General features: G+C 38.4%; 18 protein-coding genes. 13 read left to right on the top strand and 5 right to left on the bottom strand.

Translation table 11 applies throughout. From position 1 onward, the window contains the following. The first annotated feature begins 179 nt into the window (after positions 1 to 179). Positions 180 to 1361, top strand: coding sequence for a methyltransferase domain-containing protein (locus tag V7121_RS19675; protein ID WP_335547519.1), 1182 nt, complete (start codon positions 180 to 182; stop codon positions 1359 to 1361). A gap of 321 nt (positions 1362 to 1682) precedes the next feature. After that, a complete protein-coding gene (locus V7121_RS19670; protein ID WP_335547516.1) occupies positions 1683 to 2090 on the top strand; it encodes a hypothetical protein in 408 nt (135 codons plus the stop codon). Between the two features lie 175 nt (positions 2091 to 2265). On the opposite strand, the gene V7121_RS19665 is transcribed toward V7121_RS19670, so the two are convergent. Next, complete coding sequence (locus V7121_RS19665) at positions 2266 to 3024, bottom strand: hypothetical protein (RefSeq protein ID WP_335501953.1); 759 nt, start codon at positions 3022 to 3024, stop codon at positions 2266 to 2268. Positions 3025 to 3422: 398 nt separating this feature from the next. On the opposite strand from V7121_RS19665, the gene V7121_RS19660 reads away from it, so the two are divergent. The 3 genes from V7121_RS19660 to V7121_RS19650 all read left to right on the top strand — a co-directional run bounded on the left by V7121_RS19660 (position 3423) and on the right by V7121_RS19650 (position 7548). Further along, positions 3423 to 4547, top strand: coding sequence for an NADH:flavin oxidoreductase (locus tag V7121_RS19660; protein WP_335501954.1), 1125 nt, complete (start codon positions 3423 to 3425; stop codon positions 4545 to 4547). Between the two features lie 384 nt (positions 4548 to 4931). Continuing rightward, the gene (locus V7121_RS19655; protein WP_335501956.1) at positions 4932 to 6302 is read left to right on the top strand and encodes a M28 family peptidase; all 1371 of its coding nucleotides are present in this window, start codon (positions 4932 to 4934) and stop codon (positions 6300 to 6302) included. Positions 6303 to 6552: 250 nt separating this feature from the next. Next, positions 6553 to 7548, top strand: a complete 996-nt coding sequence (locus V7121_RS19650; RefSeq protein ID WP_335501958.1) for a hypothetical protein — start codon at positions 6553 to 6555, stop codon at positions 7546 to 7548. 158 nt (positions 7549 to 7706) lie between these two features. On the opposite strand, the gene V7121_RS19645 is transcribed toward V7121_RS19650, so the two are convergent. Continuing rightward, complete coding sequence (locus V7121_RS19645) at positions 7707 to 8669, bottom strand: helix-turn-helix transcriptional regulator (RefSeq protein ID WP_335501960.1); 963 nt, start codon at positions 8667 to 8669, stop codon at positions 7707 to 7709. Between the two features lie 111 nt (positions 8670 to 8780). Here V7121_RS19645 and V7121_RS19640 point away from each other — a divergent pair, with 111 nt between their 5' ends. Together V7121_RS19640 and V7121_RS19635 are read left to right on the top strand one after the other, a co-directional pair. Continuing rightward, positions 8781 to 9260, top strand: coding sequence for a GyrI-like domain-containing protein (locus tag V7121_RS19640; protein ID WP_335501962.1), 480 nt, complete (start codon positions 8781 to 8783; stop codon positions 9258 to 9260). An 11-nt stretch (positions 9261 to 9271) separates the two neighbouring features. Beyond that, the gene (locus V7121_RS19635) at positions 9272 to 9733 is read left to right on the top strand and encodes a phage tail protein (protein ID WP_335501963.1); all 462 of its coding nucleotides are present in this window, start codon (positions 9272 to 9274) and stop codon (positions 9731 to 9733) included. Positions 9734 to 9881: 148 nt separating this feature from the next. On the opposite strand, the gene V7121_RS19630 is transcribed toward V7121_RS19635, so the two are convergent. Then, entirely contained in the window at positions 9882 to 10778 is an 897-nt protein-coding gene (locus V7121_RS19630) for a TIGR03943 family putative permease subunit (protein ID WP_335501965.1), read from the bottom strand. Between the two features lie 10 nt (positions 10779 to 10788). Continuing rightward, a complete protein-coding gene (locus tag V7121_RS19625) occupies positions 10789 to 11658 on the bottom strand; it encodes a permease (RefSeq protein WP_335501967.1) in 870 nt (289 codons plus the stop codon). Between the two features lie 402 nt (positions 11659 to 12060). Here V7121_RS19625 and V7121_RS19620 point away from each other — a divergent pair, with 402 nt between their 5' ends. From V7121_RS19620 to V7121_RS19605, 4 genes are all read left to right on the top strand, one after another. Then, on the top strand, positions 12061 to 12777 hold the full coding sequence (locus V7121_RS19620) for a (Fe-S)-binding protein (RefSeq protein ID WP_335501968.1): 717 nt from the start codon (positions 12061 to 12063) through the stop codon (positions 12775 to 12777). Positions 12778 to 12791: 14 nt separating this feature from the next. Continuing rightward, the gene (locus V7121_RS19615; protein WP_335501970.1) at positions 12792 to 14219 is read left to right on the top strand and encodes a LutB/LldF family L-lactate oxidation iron-sulfur protein; all 1428 of its coding nucleotides are present in this window, start codon (positions 12792 to 12794) and stop codon (positions 14217 to 14219) included. After that, positions 14219 to 14929 (top strand): LutC/YkgG family protein, encoded by a 711-nt coding sequence (locus tag V7121_RS19610; RefSeq protein ID WP_335501973.1) that lies wholly within the window; start codon positions 14219 to 14221, stop codon positions 14927 to 14929. The genes V7121_RS19615 and V7121_RS19610 overlap by 1 nt, the downstream gene beginning before the upstream one ends. A gap of 210 nt (positions 14930 to 15139) precedes the next feature. Then, positions 15140 to 16189 carry a DUF3231 family protein gene (locus tag V7121_RS19605; RefSeq protein ID WP_335501975.1) on the top strand — a complete coding sequence of 350 codons (1050 nt, stop codon included), beginning with the start codon at positions 15140 to 15142 and terminating at the stop codon, positions 16187 to 16189. 125 nt (positions 16190 to 16314) lie between these two features. Here the strand turns inward: V7121_RS19605 and V7121_RS19600 are convergent, their stop codons facing one another. Continuing rightward, entirely contained in the window at positions 16315 to 17094 is a 780-nt protein-coding gene (locus V7121_RS19600; RefSeq protein WP_335501977.1) for a class I SAM-dependent methyltransferase, read from the bottom strand. Positions 17095 to 17268: 174 nt separating this feature from the next. On the opposite strand from V7121_RS19600, the gene V7121_RS19595 reads away from it, so the two are divergent. Beyond that, positions 17269 to 17706 carry a GNAT family N-acetyltransferase gene (locus V7121_RS19595; protein ID WP_335501978.1) on the top strand — a complete coding sequence of 146 codons (438 nt, stop codon included), beginning with the start codon at positions 17269 to 17271 and terminating at the stop codon, positions 17704 to 17706. A 189-nt stretch (positions 17707 to 17895) separates the two neighbouring features. Beyond that, positions 17896 to 19425 (top strand): argininosuccinate lyase, encoded by a 1530-nt coding sequence (gene argH / locus V7121_RS19590; protein ID WP_335501980.1) that lies wholly within the window; start codon positions 17896 to 17898, stop codon positions 19423 to 19425. Positions 19426 to 19507 lie beyond the last annotated feature (82 nt).

Genomic DNA, 19507 nt, shown 5'->3' with positions numbered 1-19507 from the left:
TTAACGCTGAATTATTACCATTATTCCTCTGTCATTCGTGAGTGAATTCTTCCATTTTCTTTACTCCAATAAGGAGTAAAGTTTTTTTTTATGCTATAATTAGTACCAGATAATAATACTAACTGATAGGTTTTGGTCCTGTTAAACAAAATTAATACGCCTAAACTGGAGATAATACTATGTTTATAAATAACAAATTAAAGTCACAAAGTGTCTCTGCCTATTTTAAGTCACTGGGTATCAAAAACTACTTTACCAAAGAAGACTTTTGGAGGCACGTAACCGAGGTTGACTCCTTCTTGGCTAAGGAACTCCAACCCATTATGGAGCGCAAACTAAAAGGGAATCTTTATGAAGTGAAAAACCGAACACTGCCCTTCAGTTTGGCAGTAGAATCATGGACGATGAATTTCCATCAGTCTTTGCTCAACTGGATCTGTCAGCAAACTCATTTAAAGCCGAAGCGGATTTTGGAAATTGGCTGTGATAATGGGTTGCTGTCTTGTTGGTACGCCTCGATTTTTCCAGATGCGGAGATCGTTGGCATTGAACAGTGTGGAAATGGAATTCAATGTGCACAGCAGTTGGCAAGGCAGCAAGGGCTTAATAACGTGAGTTTTTACCAAATGGATTTTATGGAGGTAACTGAGCACTTTTCCCTGAATTCTTTTGATTTCATCATTTCATCACGGACCTTTCATGAGATTATGGGGCCTATTATGATTTCAAAATATTGGTCACTTCCAGAATACATGAAGGAGAATCCAACCTATGGTGACAGTCGTTATTTAGAAATAGTCTATCGTTTGTTAACCCAGGATGGATTGTATCTCTCTTGCGAACAATTGAAAAATTCCGCAGACCTCGGAAGGTGGGCGAATGTGCTTCAGGATGCAGGTTTCCATATTCAATGGGATGACAGTGGTACCATCGAATACCATGAAATAGGAGTAGATAGGCTGTCTCCTGTGATTGTGGCGACAAAGAGGGAGACCAGTCTTGAAACCTTGAAAGGTATGGAACAACTATATACGAAAGATTACCCACTTGTATTTGAGGAAGGAAGGTCCTATAAAGGAGGGACAGCGGAGTTTGCTTATCAACAGCTGGGGGAGAAAACATTCTTCACAGGGATTCAATTAAAAGTGATGAACCATTGGCATGTGTTTCGACTTGAGCTTTGGGAGACAGATAGGTTTTTGCTTGTCTATAACTATGGAAATATGGGGTATCATAAATTGGGTATTTTACCTGCCGCCGCATATGAAGAGGCACACCGGTTGATGGAGGAGGCGGTTGGGGAGTTCGGTCACCTTGGTCCGTTTGTTCGGTATCACACCTTGGATGAACGACCAGAATAGCAGTTAGTTAGTTTTTACTCCTTATTTTTTGGAGGTAGCAACTTATTCCTATAAGAAGTAAATCCTGGTTTTAGCCGAATTGGAAAAATTGTATTTGAATTACCTAAGGAGGTAACAGAATAAAATAATTTGAAGAGTATTAGGAAGATGGATTGGGTTCGAAACTCGCTACAAATCCTAAATGACATTAGCATATAAATTGTTTCATAAAGAACTAGCCAATAGTGTCAGCACTTTACACATAGGTAATAACAGGCACCAACCCTTTTTTTTCTCATATACATGAAAAGATTTATTGATAAAAGAAAGGGGGAGGCTGCATTGCACCCAAATGATTCCTACCAGCCTTTTTATCCATATTACTATGATTACAGACAAGGACTATTTCAAAAAATTCTTGCTTGTTATCAGCAACAGCGCTGGATCAGATTATCCTTCCGAGATGGAACAACTGTTGAAGGTTTTATCAGGACCTATAATCCTTTAAGAGGAGTATTAATTTACGTTTCGATGCAAAAGAATGTAATTTCTTGTGAAGGTGTGAGGGTGGATACACTTCAAAAAGCACAGAATTACATGGGCAAAAGATCTACATTGTCACTTCCAAACAATATTAGCCTATCTTTTACCATAGATGGTGTTGATCAATCTCAAAATATTGCTGGATGGGTGAATATAAATGAACTTATGTCGGTATCTGGACAGGTAGTTGATGCAAATTGTATTTAGTTGGGATGGACTTGCAACATAAAAATTTTTAACCATCGAAAAAAGGAAGCACATGGAACGTGTGCTCCCTTTTGTATTTACGCCCTTAAAACTCTACTTATGATTCTAGAAAATGAGGAAGCAAACTTTTTAGGTCTTTTAAGTACCTTTTCATAATCTAAAAAATGGTTAGTTCTTAAGCAGTTTGTTGTTTATTTCTTCTAGTTTGTTCAACCTTTTTATTAGATTTTGATTTCTTTGATTTAGACACTCTGAAGAATAGGATTAAACCTGCTGTAAACATAAGAGTCCACACAAGTGCAAATGTATTACCGCTAAAATAGATTCCTACTACAGGGATTAACAGGAATACGATACTTTTTAAATAATAATTTACTTTAGGGTTTACGGCCATCAATACTGAAATAGCAACTAGCAGCGAAGGGATGAGGTGATTACCCAAAAAGGAATGATTCATATAATTTACATAGAAGTAGTAGCCAAAGGATCCTATAATGGATACTAAGGAAAGATAAAATCGTATAATCGGATTCTTATAAAAGAGAATCCAGACGGCAATAAAATTTATTCCTGCACAAATGCCAGCTACATATACTATCTGAGTAAAATTACTTATAGGATTTCTTGCAAAGTCCATAATATATTTGAAGTTATAACAGACTACTCCTATTACAAGGATTTTAAAGAGAAGTTTTACCCAAGACAGCTCCAATTTCTTTTTCTTTTTTGACAATCGGAACCTAGATAGTGAGTTTCCTCCCGATTTGCTGGCAGTAACTGTGTTTTTCTTTTTCCTACCCAAAAACCATTTTTGAAATCCGCTATCAACTAGTTCCTCATCAGGTTCAAATCTACTAGTGTAATCGCTAGTCTTATATTCTTCTTGGTCATTGCCTTTTTCAATATGTTGTTCTGACTCAGAATTATGATTCAATTTTATATTCACCTCAAGTATTTTTTTATATTATACCTTATTTTAATATATGTAATAATTACAAGCTCCTTTTTATATTCCCATTGCTTTTGTTGATAAAAAAAATAGGAAGTGATAAAGGAGGGGGTAGAATATACACCTCATCGTTTTGGTAGGAGTTTTTCTAAGTTTGCCACCATATATGGTGAAAAACGTTACAACTGTTTGATCTCCATGTTGATCCGGGTAATCGCCCGAAACGATCAGTAAATGAAGGGGCTGATATTTTTAGAACTTTCGTCGTGCAGAAATTTTAATATTAGTATAAACATATAGGACGTAACAGTTTATATTTGTTTACTGGAATTATAGAATAAAGGGTGCAGGATAAAATGAATCAATAGAAGGAAGTGCTCGCCGTGGATCAAAAGTTCGCAGGTCATACTTTGTTACAATCTGTCCCATTTGGAAAAGAAATGTTAGCTAGCCGGTTAGTGATGGCCCCAATGACACGAATGTTTTCGCCAGATGGTGTCCCAGGAGAAAATGTTGCACAATATTACCGCAAACGTGCCGAGAATGGGATTGGGCTCATCATAACGGAAGGGACAGCGATTAATCACCCAGGTGCAGTCATGAGCCCCGATATTCCTCGTTTTTATGGGGAGGAGGCCTTAAATGGCTGGGCAAATGTATTGAATGAAGTCCACCAAGCAGGCGGCAAAATCATTCCACAATTATGGCATGTAGGGGCTGCCCGAAGAGCAGGCAGTGAACCAAATATTGAGGCTCCTCCTGTCAGTCCGTCTGGATTTACGTTAAAAGGCCAGAGAAATGAGAAAATAAAGGCTCTAACGAAAGAAGAAGTGGTTGAACTGATTGATGCATACGCCGCAGCAGCAGCAAATGCAAAGCGCATCGGCTTTGACGGAATTGAGTTGCATGGTGCACACGGATACTTAATTGATCAATTTTTTTGGGAACTAACGAACAAACGTACAGATGAGTATGGCGGGGATTTAGGAGAACGAACCAAATTCGCAGCAGATATTGTTCGGGCTTGCCGGAAAGAAGTCGGGCCTGATTTTCCAATTGTGTTTCGTTATTCACAGTGGAAAGGAACCGATTATCAAGCTAAATTAGCTAAGAACTCTAATGAGCTGGAACAATTGCTTACTCCATTGGTTGAAGCTGGTGTAGATATTTTCCACTGCTCTACAAGACGAATCTGGGAACCTGAATTTATAGAGGAAGATCCATCATTAACCTTGGCCGGGTGGACTAAACAAATTACCAATAGACCAACGATTGCGGTCGGTTCTGTTGGAATTAACCGCGCCTTTCTGAGCAAACAGGATCATGATCATGTAACAATAGAAGACAATCTCAAAATTGTCGATGAAAAAATCAAAGTAGGCGAATTTGACTATGTAGCCGTTGGCCGTGCCATACTAGCTGATCCAGAATGGGCAGTAAAACTCAAAAATGGTCATCTCAATCAAGTCGTGCATTATACGAGGGAATCGGAGAAATCCCTTATTTAATTAAGATTTTCTAACTTAAGAGGCTAAATCCACATATAAAAATAGAGTAATACAAAACAAAGGCCCATCGAAGAGATGGGCCTTCCTTTATCTATTTACCTGTTAATGCTGAGTAAGCATTTGCTTCACCATTTCCAAAGAATTGATCATGACCTGGTTCCGTAATGTCTAAAATGATGCCAATATAGATATTTTGCTCATCTGATGTAAAGCTTTACCGCACTGGGGGACTGACCCTTTTTTCCGAGTAATATTTGTTATTGTTAAATAAGATTGGGTGCGGATTTTATCGGAATTCCTAGATTATTGTAAAACGATTATTATTTACTACTATTTCCAAGTTTGGAATAATATAAAGGTATCACTTTTCAAAGGGGGAGTTTTATGTTTCGTCGTAAATCGATTATCACGGTACTAGCGACAGGTATGCTTTTATCATCAGGGGTAGTGTATGCTCAGACAAATGGTGCCCCTAATGCACAAGCAGACACCGCTTTTGATAACAAGGTTATTAAAAAAATTAACGCAGAGAATATGTACAATACGATTAAGTATCTATCAGCAGTCCCTAGGGAAGCTGGGACTGAGGGAGAGGTTCGTGGGGTTGAGTACATAGAAGGCCAGTTTAAGAGCTTAGGTCTCGAAACTAGAAGAATACCGTTCCCAATCTATGATTATCGGACAAACCGTCAATTGGCTGAAGTTGACGGAGTCAATTTAAACGGGCGTGCCTTTAGCGGAAGTGGAAGCGGAAAAGTGACAGCAGATCTTGTAGATGTAGGGCTAGCAAAGGATGTACAAGTTGATTTGACTGGTAAAATTGCTTTGGTGGGACGCGGTGATATAACATTCGTCCAAAAAGTTCAGAACGTAGTTGCTAAAGGTGCTGTTGGGGTACTAATGTATAACACCAGTAATTCTAATAACTTCGGCCAAGCAGAAGGACAAGTTCCTGCTATAGCGATTACCCAAGCACAAGGGAAGGCGTTAGTTGAAAAATTAAAGAACGGTCCTGTTATAGCTACCTTAGATGTCGATATCGAAAAAATCGAGAAAACTTCCTATGTGGTTGAGGCTAAATTAAAGCCAAACAAGAACAAGGACACAGGACAGATTGTTACGATTGGTGCACACCATGATTCTGTTCCAAATGGACCAGGAGCCAATGATGATGCTTCCGGAGTCTCAGCAGTACTCGAGCTAGCAAGAATTTTTGTGAATACTCCAATTGATACAGAAATCCGCTTCCTAACATTCGGTTCGGAAGAAAGAGGGATGGTGGGGTCGTCCTTCTACGTTTCACAGCTTCCACAAAGTGATATAGACCGCATGGTTGCCCACTTCCAAATGGATATGATTGGCGGGGCAGAAGCAGGAGAAGATCATCCATTAGGCGGGCTGATCATGTATACCATTGACGGTCAGAAGAATCTTGTTACAGACTTAGGAGCTTCCTCCTCATCTAGGATGTATGATGTAGCAGTGCCGTATGGACAGTTAGGAAGAAGTGACCATCAGCCATTCCATGACGTGGGCATTCCTTCTGCTCTATTTATTCATTCACCTGTTGAACCTCAATATCACAAACCAACAGATACGCTTGAACATATCAGTAAAGAAAAGCTGCAACAGGCTGCATCAATCGTTGGAGGATCAGCTTATCAAATCGTTCGTCCAGATACGCCGGCTCTGGATCGTGCCCATGTAGCTCCAGCATCAGTGGAATACAATTTCGAGAATCGCCCAGTAGATTAATAGAATATTAGATAATCAGCAATTCTTTGAAGTTGCCTGCTTTTTTAAAATAGAAATTTTAGGGTCAGTCCCTCGGTAATCTAAAGCTTTACCGTACCGGGGGTCTGACTCTTTTTTCTCGTTTTGAATTAGAATATGCAATTATGTGATATATTTCACAAAATGTTCAATTTTAAAATGGTAACAGAATGGTATATCAGGGTATATTATCACTACAGTCATGTTGTTTATATTACTAGGAGGACTACAATTGAAAAAGATATTTCAGATACTATTATTATTAGGGCTTATTATGACACCTATATTTGCACAAGCACATGTGAAGTGGTTTACAAATGTAGTTCCACATAAGGAGTCGATTGAACATATATTATCACCAGTGTTCCTTGTATTAACACTAGTTGCAGCCACGGTTTTAGCTACATTAACGTTGATTATCCCGAAAATGGCTAAATGGGGACCAATAAAAAAAATGGAGGATCGACTCTCCAGTTTAAGAAAGTATTCTAGGCATTTATTAAAATATGGAACTGCCGTTGCGCTGATGATACAAATGGTGAATGGTACTCTTTTTGCTCCGGAGTTTCATGTTGATAGCTCAATCATTACAATAGTAACTTGGGTAACGATTGGATTTTTATTGATTCCGCATCACCTATCGACAAAAATAGGGGCTTCCCTTTTACTTGGATTATTTATTTATGTAACGATTCATCATGGCATTTTCTATATGTTAGATTACGGATTTTATGTGGCGATTATCGGTGTCTTATTGGTTGGAAATACAAAGCTAGAGAAGGCAGGCTTCCCATTTTTATATTTAGGGACTGGCTTATCGCTTAGCTGGGTAGCGGTTGAAAAATGGGTTTATCCTGGGATGGCTTTAGATATTGTCGCAAACCATCATGTGCCAACATTTGGCTTTGAACCGAGTTTGTTTGTTGTTATGGCAGCATTTATTGAATTTGTTGTTGGTTATTTATTAGTGGTCGGTGTCTTAAACCGTGTATTAGGTTTTGTGGTCACAGCTATTTTCATCTCAACCACGATGCTCTTTGGAATGACAGAAGTCATCGGCCATTTCATGATTCACATTGTGCTAATTATCTTCATTATTGAAGGTGTTTCATTCTATAACCCGCCAATTAAAATGCATAAAACGAAAACCGACCAATTTATCTTTGTGTTTTTAAACTTCATTTTTGTTCTTGCAACTTTTTTGTTGATTTACTATCGTTTTGCATAGCCGTACTACAGTTGTTTCGGCTGGGCAGATGTTCTTCTAATGAAACCAGCACCATTCACACTAATTGGATGGTGCTGTTTCTTTTTAAAGAGATAACCTCGCTTGATTTTGTCACGGTTCACCGTAAGGCAGCTATATATGGTTTTAAGTAGCACCCATTATGGGGAAAATAGGATTAATCTCTCTCTGATACCGTTCAAGACCTCATCCGGCATTTCTCTAACCTTGATATCCCCACCAAGAAAAAGCAGCCAATTGGTTATTTCGGCAATTTCTTCTGCGTTAATAACATTGATAAACGTTTTTAGAACGGCTGTGGTTTGGTATGGATTTGTATAGGAAATGGAAACTTTTAAAGGATGATATTTTTTAAACTGAGCAATTGCCTTTGGACCCAGTTCAAGGACTAGATTGATTTCTTCATCCTGCTTACTGAGTCTTTCCAAAATTCTTTTCTCACTTAGTCTTTGCTTTATAGAGTATGGATCTACATTGGTGAGATTATCAACAGGAATAATTCGTCGCTTCTCTTCGTTTAAGTCAAAGCCTTCAATCAGCCAAAAGCTTTTTTCCCGATACAGGTGTAAGAGATAAATGGGGTAAGACTTTATAATTTTCTCTTCCTCGATACTAACCAATAAATAACGATCCAACAGCAGGAGTTGGATTAGTTTCTCTAACATCGGATGGGGAAGGTCTGATAGATCAAGCAGGTCGGGATTATGGGGATTGGTCCCTTCAAAAAGCAAGATTTGATTTAACAGAACAAGGGCATCTTGCTGGTTCTCTGAGATGAGGCCAAGTAATTTTTCAGCTAGCGACTGTCGACTCTTTAGATAGGGGAGTTGTTGATTCCTTGTCGCCATAAAGGCGATAAACAGAGCTTTGATTTCATTATCTGTAAAGCGAACCGTGGGCAGGACAGAGTTGTTCATGACAAAATAACCCCCATCCCTGCCAACCTCAGCGACTAGCGGCATCCCCATGGCTTCAATTTCTCTGATATCGCGAATCGCGGTTGAACGTGAAATGTTAAATTCCTGCATAATTTCAGTAATGGTAAAGTGGGCACGGTTGTTGATATACCGCATGATGGTATTAATCCGTTCAACTTTTTTCATCGTGACCTCCGAAACAGTATCATTTTTTGACATGATTTAAGGTTATTATAAACTCATCAAGTGAAAAGTGAAATCATTTGATTCAATTTTAAAAAAAGGATGGGATTGAAAATGACAAATTATACGATAGAAGAAAAAGACAGCTTTACTGTGTTAGGTTTTGGTACGGAGCTTAAGAGCGATTACACGGACTATGCTGGTATAACCAAGGAAAAGTCAGACTTTTGGCAGGCCGTCAAAGAAGATGGAAGGCTTGATACGTTAAAGTCCGTAGCCACCAACGACTACATTTTTGCTGTGAATGAAGCAGTGAATAACAAGATGATGCATTATGCCGGCGTAATGACCGAGACTTCGTTGCCAGAAGCAACCCGTATGATCCAATTTCCTAAAGGGGAATATCTTGTTGTCAAAGGGGAAGGGAACACTGCGGAAGAGTTGAGCAATATGCTTACTGGCATTGCTTTCGGTCAAGTCTTGCCAGAAGTAAAGAATGTTGCCTATGTTGGCGGCCCAAATACAACCGTTGAGATGGGGCAGCGAAACGGATTGGTATTTGGTGAAATGTGGATTCCAGTGGTTAAGAAATAAGGAGGGTGGACATGTCCTATATCGTTGATTTTAAAAATGTATCTACGTTGGGTTTAGAGTCTTCACCCGTAGCAGAAGCGCTTGCTGGTTTACGTGCCAATGAAGCCCGTTACTTTATGAACAAATACAAGCATGAATTTACGGTCGAACCTGCTAGCGAAAGTCAAGAAACCCTTGATTATGTGAACCGAATTTTGAAGGAACGTGATATTGAGTTTGCGGCCAAACCTTTAGAAACGTCACTTTTTCAAGTGGAAAATATCAAAATTGCCTACGTGTTTTATGAGGATGGGCTTAGTGTCAATGCCATGTATACGTTGGATGACCCGAAGAAGCGGGCCGTTGGTTTTAAGCTTTCTGACGGGATGGAGATACCAAAGGAGTTAGAGGGGAAGTTTAAGTTTGCCAGGCAGAAGTCTAAACTAGCTGGAACGATTCGGGGTTCGTACTTTGTCATTAAAGGAGAATATTAAAGAAAACAAATACAACAGCACTCTCTAACAAATAGAGGGTGCTGTTACTTTTTTTTACAAGTATCCTCTAGAAGGAAAATTGCTCTTTTGTTTTTCTGTATTTCTAAGTATAAATCGAAAAAAAAAGAACCCAAATAGGGTCCTTTCATTAATTCAAAGTGTTTCTATAAACATAAGGGTCATTGGGCTTTGGAATGGTTTTGTAGCTCGTTACTTTTAAAACAGGAATTTTGGTTTTCATTTGTGGATAATAAACGGTATCCATTGTTCCTGTTACTTGGTACCATTGGTCATTCGGAATGTGTACGTTTTTTGGGAATTGAATCATCATTCCAAAGGCACCAGAGTCAGCGACACAGTGAATGAGCCCAAATCGTAGTAAAAACAGCTGGTTAGGCTGTACTCCTGGACCATTGTAAGTAAAGCCTTTCATGGTCAGAGTTTTCCCTGCAAAAGCCCCTGAAAAATTATACATTACTTCTAACCCGACTAAATAGTCTTTATCCGTTAAAGTAATATTATTTTTTGGAATATAAGACTTAGACTCTTTCCTGACTAAATCCGTAAAGTCAGCTGGGTTCATAAATTTACTCATATCAGGATTAAGAACTTGATGGGTCCCATATCGATTATTTCCGTCTTCTAATGTTGGAAATGAAAACCCTTTGGCATCCACAAGCTGTGAATCAAGAGTTGCCACAGGCAAAACCACTCCAGTAATAGCAGGAATCAGCACAAGAGTGTAGGCCAAGAATTTTTTAATCTTTTTTCCGGCAGCTGGTTTCTTTTTTTCGTGACCATGTTCATGATGGTGTTCATGGTCATGATGATCGTGGCTGCAATCACAATCCTGATCTTTCTCTTGTTTTTCTCCAGAGAACCATAATTTAATTCCCTCGACAACTGTAAGTATCGATAAAATCACAATCATACTCGCAGATAAGAAACTATATTTCATGTTTATATATTTTGAAATGTTTCCTGTTGCATGCAGCATAAAAAACAAATTTGTAGTAAGTATTAAAATAAGGACTCTAAACATCATCCCACATCCTTTACAAGAGAAGTGAACCAATGAATACAAATGAAGAAATTAATGAAACTAATAGAAGAACAAATTTTGCTTTAAAATTCCCAAACATCATCAGTAAATTTTTAATATCTACCATATTGCCAAACACTAAGAAAGAAACGATTGAAGCTTGGGGGAAAAAATTACGAAAGGATGCTGCTACAAAAGCATCTGCTTCCGAACAAACAGATAGGATAAAAGCTAAAGCCATCATAACCAATATAGCCGTCACTGGCGTACCGCCCAGTGTGGTTAATATCCGAGTTGGAACATAAACTTGCATAGTGGATGCAATCAGTGCACCCAGCACTACGTATTTTCCCATACTAAAAAATTCGTCAACGGTGTGGTTAAAAACACTCATTAATTTTTGTTTCGTATTTTGGTGAGAATGGTCATGGGTGTGTAATTCACTATTTTCCTTTAATGGATTCTCCTTTATGACGAAAGATAATACGAGGCCAACTAAAATAGAAACACCAATCGCTAACCCTGCTCGGTAACCAACCATCTTCCAGCTATCACCGAAAGCAATAAATGTAGCGAATAAAACTATCGGATTGATAATTGGGCCAGAAAGCATAAAGGAAATGGCAGCATGTGGGGCGAGCCCCTTTTTTATCAGCCTTGAAACGATGGGTACTATGCCACATTCACACCCTGGAAATAATACGCCCATAAAACTAGCCGCAATAACAGATAAATATCTATTTTTTGGTAGAATTCTAAGTAATGTATTTTCAGAGATAAAAACTTCAATCATTGCAGAAATAAATGCCCCTACGACAATAAAAGGGAATGCCTCGATGACAATACTTATAAAAATGGTATTTAATTGTAATATTCGGTCCATGCAAATTCCTCCTGTGATCAAACACAATTGGTTTCTAAAAAAACATTCCCTATCATATCAAAATTATCACCAATTTGATATGTTTTGATTTTCCATATGTTGAAGATTCAAATACAACCATCCATACAGCAGCACTCTCTATCAAATCGAGGGTGCTGTTACTTTTTTAAGAGTCTACTATTCCCTAGTGGGTAGAGCACTTTAATATTTTAGCACTTAAAGTTGCACTTACAAGAGCTGTAAAAAAAATACTTGAAGGTCATTTAGCACCAGCTACATGTTGTATTTTATTTCCGTGGCATGAAATGGTAGATATTATGAACATTTTGGGATTATGACAAAGAAAAATTTATATTTTTGTATAATAACTAAGATAGTTATTAAATCAAGAGGAGATTTGATATGAAAGTCACATTATTTACAACCTGTATTGTTGATTTCATGGCAATGAATGTTGGTAAGGCCACTGTAGAATTACTTGAAGGTCTGGGGCATGAAATCGATTATCCTAAGAACCAAACTTGTTGCGGGCAACCTACATACAACACTGGGTACGTAGAGAAAACAAAAAACACTATTAAACACTTTATCGAAACGTTTGAACATGCAGAAGTGATTGTTTCCCCTTCAGGTTCATGTGTTTCCTTTGTAAAAGAATATCCACATATTTTTGAAGATGATAAAGAATGGAAAGAAAGAGCCGAAAAAGTGGCAGCAAAAACATATGAATTATCTCAATTTCTAATTGATGTTATAAATGTAGACGACTTTTCTGCGAAACTTCCTGGAAAGGCTGTTTACCACCACAACTGCCATACAGCAAGATTTTTACAAGTGAAAGAACAGCCATTAACTCTTCTATCGAAAGTAGAAGGTCTAGAATTAGTAGATTTCCACAATTCGCGCAAGTGTTGCGGTTTTGGTGGTACCTTCTCCGTGAAAATGGGGGAAATTTCAGCTGAAGTGGCTGATGAAAAAGCTAGATATATCCAAGAAGCGAACCCTGATTATTTGATCGGTGCAGACTTTGCTTGTCTCATGAATATAGGTGGACGTTTAAGTAGACTTGGATCAAATATCCAAGTCATGCATCTTGCTGAAGTGCTGAATTCTAAATAGTAAGGAGTGCCAAAATGGGAATTAAGATTAATGACCAAAAATTCGAGAAAAATCTTGAGAAGAATCTAAACGATGATTTCATGCGTGCGGCCATGGTAAAAGCTCAAGATTTAATTACTAAAAATAGAGAGAACGTGCTATCACAATTGGGAGATGGTAATTTCCGCGAGTGGCAGCAACTATCAGGAGATATTCGTGCCCATGTTCTTGAAAACTTAGATTTCTACTTAAATCAATTCGCTGAAAACGTTGTCAAAAATGGCGGTAACGTCTTTTTTGCCAAGGATGCGAAGGAAGCCTCTGAGTATGTTACGAATCTAGCATTAGAAAGAGGCGTTAAAAAAGTTGTTAAAGCAAAATCAATGGTGACAGAGGAAATTGGACTGAACCATGCATTGATGGATGCCGGGGTAGATGTCAAAGAAACGGACTTAGCTGAATACATTCTGCAATTAGATGACTGGAATCCACCTTCCCATATGGTTGTGCCGTCTTTACATTTAAACAAAACCCAAATTCGTGATGTTTTTGCCGAAAATGGATATACGGGCGAAGATCTTCCGGAAGACTTAGCTGCATTCGCTCGTGCTCAACTGCGTAATGAGTTTGTAACGGCTGATATGGGGATTTATGGATGTAACTTTGCGATTGCTGAATCGGGAGCTATTACCTTAATTAGTAATGAAGGAAATATTGATCTTTGTACAGCTGCACCTGAGTTACAGGTATCTGTAATGGGGATGGAACGTATTGTCGCTACCTATGAAGATGCAGATATCTGTATTAGCTTATTAGGTAGAAGTGCAGTAGGGGCAAAGAATACAAGCTATACGACATTTGTCAACGGGATTACGGAAGAAGGCGCTGCGGATGGAGCGAAAGAATTCCATGTGGTGATCGTTGATAATGGACGTTCTGAAGTATTAAAGTCCCAATTCAAAGAAGTATTACAATGTATGCGCTGTGCAGCCTGTTTAAATGCCTGCCCCGTCTATCGACAAGTGGGTGGACACTCGTATAATGCGATCTATTCCGGACCACTTGGCGTGGTATTAACGCCGCTGCTTGCCGGTTATGATGACTTTAAAGAACTTCCATATATGTGTTCCCTTTGTGGGGAGTGTACAGAAGTTTGTCCATCTAATATCCCTTTACATAAATTAATTCATGAGCACAAGCGTGTATTAGCGGAAGAAAAGAAAGCATCTGCATTCTGGGGTGCGAGTATGTCTGGAGCAGGTATGGTACTAAGCCGTCCTTGGATGTATAAGCTAGGAACAAGTATGGCACCAATGATGACCAAACCATTGATGGTCGATGGAAAAATTAAAAAAGGCGTTAGTGTTCTTAAAGGTTGGACAGACAAACGTGACATGCCGGCAATGGAAAAGGTACGTTTCAGAGATTGGTATGAATCTAGAAGTAAAGGGGAGAAGAAATAATGCTAAAAGGACAAATCTTAAATCGAGAGTCATTTATTTCTAACCTTTCCAACATACTTGGTCGAGACATGCCGAAAGAGGTTGTGCATCCTGAATTTTCAAGCAAACCTCAGCTTGAAATTTATAAAGGCTATACCCAAGCCCAATTAGCGGAAGAATTCCATAAGAATGCGCAAGTGAACAAAGCTGGATCGGGTGGTAAGATTGATTCTGTAATTATTGAAAAAAAAGATCTTGCCAAATTGGTAGCTGAGAAACTAGCGGCACAAGGAACAGGTCCAATTATCGCTTGGAACGATAAGCGTTTTGCCGAATGGGGTCTAAATGATGTATTGAAAGATGCGTATGTTTGGACAGATGAGAAAGGCCGTGAAAATATCGATAAGGCATTGAATGCGTCTTATGGCGTGTGTATTAGTGATCTTTCCATTGCGGAAACAGCTTCTTATACGGTCATTGATAAGTTGGGAAAAGGAAGATCGTCCAACTTCCTGCCGTTAAATTATGTTTGTATTGTACCGCAAAGTACGATTGTTCCTCGTTTAACACAAGGAATGCAAAAACTCCATGAAATGTCCAAAAAAGGAATAAACCCTGCAGCCGTTAACTTTATTTGTGGCTCAAGTAGTTCCTCAGACATTGAGTTAAACAAGGTATGGGGAGTACACGGACCGATTCGTTTATCTTATATCATTGTTTCTGATTTATAATCTATATATGATGAGTTCCAGATTCCTTAATAAGGGTTTTGGAACTCATTTTTTATTTTGCTAGAAATATTGTGAGGTTCCCGTGCCTCTTCTTTTGTTCGGTTTTGGCAGTCCACTTTTCATTCCTGTGATAAGTTATAAATCCGATTTGTTGGAATGAAATTATTTTCCAATGGGTAACCTAAGCGCAAATGCGCGAGGAGATTAGTTATGACCACAGACAAAGCATTAAATCCGATGAATGTAATGAAACCGCAAAATTTAAGTATACATACGTCAAGTGAAACCCAGCCTTTATCAACTTTTGAAATAGGTAAGCTTTGGGCTACCTATATGGGAAACAGTATGTCCATTCAAATCTTAGATTATTTTCTTCAACATTGCGATGATGAAGATATTAGGTTGCTATTGGAGAATGGTTTAGCACTTTCTAAGGATTTCATTCAGAGATTAGAAGGATTTTTAAAACAAGAAGATTTTCCTATACCTAAAGGGTTTTCTAAAGATGATGTCAATCTTGGTGCCCCCCGTTTATACGAGGATGAATTTTACGCTCATTATTTAAAATATGCTGCTAAGGCAGGGATGAGCCTTTACGCAGTAGCAGTTCCACTGATTATGCGGGAGGATATAAGAGAGTTCTTCATATACTGTAATAAATGTACTACCGTCCTTTTAGGACAAATTAATAATGTTTTAGTCGAAAAAAAATTCATTGTAAAACCTCCGATGATTCCAACTCCAAAAGGAATTGATAATATTGATGATCAAAGTTACTTAAATGGTTTTCTTAAAGATGTTCGACCATTACAGGCATTAGAGATCATTCATCTTTGGGATAACGTTGAGAATAATACAACAAGTAAGGCATTATTATTGGGGTTCCATCAAATCGTTAAGGATCAAAAGATAAAGGCCTTGTTTAATAGAGGTTTGAACATGACTGAAAAAGCTGTAAAGCAATATCAGGAAAAACTACATTCCGAACAAATTCAAGCACCATCGTTCCTAGATCATTTGGTGACCACATCTACCTATCCTCCTTTTTCTGATAAAATAATGCTGTTTCACAAAGTGGATATGTTCGCAATGAAGGTAAGGTCATTCGGTAATTCATTGGCGGTAACTGCAAGAAGAGATATAGATATGTTATATATACGAACACTTGTAAACATTGGCTTATTTGTTGACGACGGCATAAATATCTTAATTGATAAAGGTTGGTTCGAATCACCACCTAAAGCGTTTGAGCGGGGTTAAGATACATTGGAACGCTTGCACAAAGAGTTCTCAAATAGCCGTCGCTTCATTTATAATCCATAAATAGTAGACAGGGACGGTAATCCAGCCGTCCCTTTCTACTATTGTGCCAGGTATTTTGAGAATCATTTCCGTCCAATATATAAAAAATGTTGGCTCGTCCCTATAACATTTTCATCTCGACTCAAATAATAACCTATCTCTATCCACTTTTTATATTCGCTATCTTCGAGGGAATTAATTTCTTTTTCTTTACAACATAAGATATTTTCAACTCCAGCGAATACTAATTCTGTTAACTCGAAGCTTTTCATAAATGTTCTCGCTCCCATATAATCCGTAAAGTAAGCTGTTGTAAAACCTTCTAACGTTTTGTTTTTTCCATTTTCTAAATACCCCAGGATTCTATCAACTGACTCGATTGGTGAAACTTTTGATAAATAATCTTGTAAGGGTGCGTAGTTTGAGATAAAAGATGCCACAATTATGCCGTTAGGCTTTAATAACTTTAAAGCACCTTCTACAGCGGTTCGTCTATCTGATTCCTTTACCAAGTGATACAAGGGACCCATGAGAAGAATAACATCATAAGTCTTATCGAGATAATCTAATTCCAACGCATTCCCGTGTATATAATCATTTAATTGAATGCCTATTTCAAAGGATTTTTCTTTAGCAACCTCAATATTGCGCTTAGATAAATCCAGTAATGAAACCCTATGCCCTTTTTCTGCTAAGTACAAAGAGTACCTGCCAGGACCGCCGCCAATATCAAATACTTCCAAGTTCTCTCCTTGTAAATAATCATCAAGGTATCGTTTGGTTATATCGAATTCTATTTTATGTCGCTCAAGTCTCGTCCACTCATCATATTTTGTATCATACCATGCCTCAATCTCCTTCATTGCCTTGTCCCCCTAGTATTTTCACTAATTTGCCAGTTGTATTTTTAAACCATTATATCCCTAGAATAAGCTATAATTTATTTGATATTTGTCTTATTTTTGAATATTAGCAAAAAAATAAACGCATGCATTTGATTTTTTAAGTCTTAGCACAGGGAGAGGAGTACACGATTTATGGAAATTAGAAAACCAAACAATTCAGAATATGAAAAAGTTTTATCCCTTTCACCACAAGCATTATTCGATGGTACATTAGGCGAAGCAAAACTGTCAGATGAAAAAGTCAAACAACTTATTGAACCATTATTGCAGAAAGGAAGCTATTATTTGATAGCAACTGAAGGCGATTATCTAATGGGGTGGATTCTTATCGGAACAAATAAAGACCCATTTACTGAAAAGAAATATGGATTTATTTATGAATTGTTTGTGTTAGAGGAATTTAGAGGAAATGGAATTTCAAAGCACTTGATGGAAAATGGTATCGAACATCTAAAACAAGATGGATATTCAGAGGTTCGTTTAAGTGTCTATGCAGGAAATCAAGCCATTAAACTGTATGAAAAATTGGGATTCAAAAATAGAACCATCACTATGAGTATGCCTATTTAAAAACCATTTTATCGAAAAGATCAACATTAAACCTGAACAGAGCCAACATAAAAAGGCAGGTGTTGAAAATATACATAAGAAAGCGAACTTTTTCTCCTGGATCATTTTCACAAGATTACGAGTATTTGAGGTTTATTCAGCCTTTATTACTGAATTAATCACGATGACGGATTTTTGGGGGGAATTGTGATGAAATATAAGGATCGTATTTTCGAAAAGGAAGGGCGGAAGTTTCCAGGGGCTACCTATTCGGAGGTAGTATTGGCACCTGCTTACGAGCATGCCAAGCAATCTTTCCTAGAGCCGATGCTGGCCATCCATAAAGCCCACCTAATTATGTTGGTGAAAAAAGGATTGCTGCAGGTGAGTGAAGCTTCAAAAATTATGGAAGGGATTTGGGCACTTGATAAAGAGGCACTTCTTCAATCGACCTATGATGGACAGCATGAGGATCTTTTTTTCCTGGTAGAAAGCCAAATTATGAAAGTTGCCGGCGAAGTAGGTGGAAGTTTGCACCTTGGTCGGAGCCGGAACGATATGGGTGTGACCATATACAGAATGGTTCTTCGGGACAAGATTCTATTTGCCACCCGGTCGCTGCTTTCCTTTCAAGAAACCCTTTTGAATGTAATAGACACCTATAAGGAAACCATTGTCCTGGGGCATACCCATACGCAGCAAGCCCAGCCGATGACGTTCTCTCATTATCTTTTAGGAATGTATGATGTCGTTGACCGTGATTTGAAAAGATTGAAAGCAGCCTATGAAACATGTAATGCAAGTCCGCTTGGCGCGGCTGCCTTCACTACCACCGGTTTTCCGATTGACCGAAAATTAGTCGCAGAGCTATTAGGATTCCCGAAAATCATCAAGAGTGCCTATGATGCGATTGGTGGCGCCGATTATTTAGGAGAAATTGCTACAGCTATTCAATTAACCTTTATCAATCTCGGCCGGTTTGCTCAAGATCTTCTTTTATGGTCGAGCCAGGAATTTTCAGCAATTCGTGTGTCAGACCCCTATGTTCAAACAAGTTCCATTATGCCGCAAAAAAGAAATCCTGTTTCACTCGAGCATATTCGCGCATTAAGCTCAAGCGGGACTGGAAATGCTCAAACCGTCCTTCAAATGTTACATAACACACCATACGGTGATATAAACGATACCGAGGATGACCTTCAGCCGTATTTATGGAAGGGTCTGCACCTTATGGATCAAGTTTTTCGGTTAACAAAAGTGGTGGTTGGAACACTTGAAGTAAATGAAGCTTTGTTAAAAAGAAGGGCCCAAGAAAGTTTTGCGACGATAACGGAATTAGCCGACACGCTATTTAGGGAAGCAAACATCCCGTTCCGGACCTCTCATTCCATTGTCAGTCAGGTGGTGAAAATTGCCGTGGCAAGAGGATTGAATGCGATGGATGTCACATCTGCACTCGTAGATGAAGCTGCGGTAACAGTTACAGGCGTTCCGTTGAATTTACCAGAAGAAATCGTTCGCACAGCAATGAATCCAGAACACTTTGTGAAAATTCGGTCGCTGCCTGGTGGACCAGCACCTGAGGAAATGAAGCGGGCGATTGTGGAAAGAGAGGCTAGTTTACAATCCGATATTTCTTTACACCAAACTGAGGTTCATCGAATTACCGTTTGTATGGAAAAACTAGACCAAATGACAAGCCAGTGGGGCAAAACAGATGAAGACAACCAATCTATTTAAATCTTGATGATTGGAATAGGTTGGATTGCCTTTTTTCTTTAATTTTAATTCATACTTTACAGGTAGGAATTGTTGGATTATA

It is taken from the genome of Neobacillus drentensis (genome assembly GCF_036962125.1).
Taxonomy (GTDB): domain Bacteria; phylum Bacillota; class Bacilli; order Bacillales; family Cytobacillaceae; genus Neobacillus; species Neobacillus drentensis_B.
This window is presented reverse-complemented; position numbering and strand designations above follow the sequence as displayed.

Bases quoted from the DNA above. Each gene is read 5' to 3' on its own strand.
- V7121_RS19615 (WP_335501970.1), top strand. From the start codon at position 12,792: ATGGGAATTAAGATTAATGACCAAAAATTCGAGAAAAATCTTGAGAAG.
- V7121_RS19620 (WP_335501968.1), top strand. From the start codon at position 12,061: ATGAAAGTCACATTATTTACAACCTGTATTGTTGATTTCATGGCAATG.
- V7121_RS19645 (WP_335501960.1), bottom strand. From the start codon at position 8,669: ATGAAAAAAGTTGAACGGATTAATACCATCATGCGGTATATCAACAAC.
- V7121_RS19635 (WP_335501963.1), top strand. From the start codon at position 9,272: ATGTCCTATATCGTTGATTTTAAAAATGTATCTACGTTGGGTTTAGAG.
- V7121_RS19610 (WP_335501973.1), top strand. From the start codon at position 14,219: ATGCTAAAAGGACAAATCTTAAATCGAGAGTCATTTATTTCTAACCTT.
- V7121_RS19630 (WP_335501965.1), bottom strand. From the start codon at position 10,778: ATGATGTTTAGAGTCCTTATTTTAATACTTACTACAAATTTGTTTTTT.
- V7121_RS19655 (WP_335501956.1), top strand. From the start codon at position 4,932: ATGTTTCGTCGTAAATCGATTATCACGGTACTAGCGACAGGTATGCTT.
- V7121_RS19595 (WP_335501978.1), top strand. From the start codon at position 17,269: ATGGAAATTAGAAAACCAAACAATTCAGAATATGAAAAAGTTTTATCC.
- V7121_RS19600 (WP_335501977.1), bottom strand. From the start codon at position 17,094: ATGAAGGAGATTGAGGCATGGTATGATACAAAATATGATGAGTGGACG.
- V7121_RS19640 (WP_335501962.1), top strand. From the start codon at position 8,781: ATGACAAATTATACGATAGAAGAAAAAGACAGCTTTACTGTGTTAGGT.
- V7121_RS19605 (WP_335501975.1), top strand. From the start codon at position 15,140: ATGACCACAGACAAAGCATTAAATCCGATGAATGTAATGAAACCGCAA.
- argH (WP_335501980.1), top strand. From the start codon at position 17,896: ATGAAATATAAGGATCGTATTTTCGAAAAGGAAGGGCGGAAGTTTCCA.
- V7121_RS19625 (WP_335501967.1), bottom strand. From the start codon at position 11,658: ATGGACCGAATATTACAATTAAATACCATTTTTATAAGTATTGTCATC.
- V7121_RS19675 (WP_335547519.1), top strand. From the start codon at position 180: ATGTTTATAAATAACAAATTAAAGTCACAAAGTGTCTCTGCCTATTTT.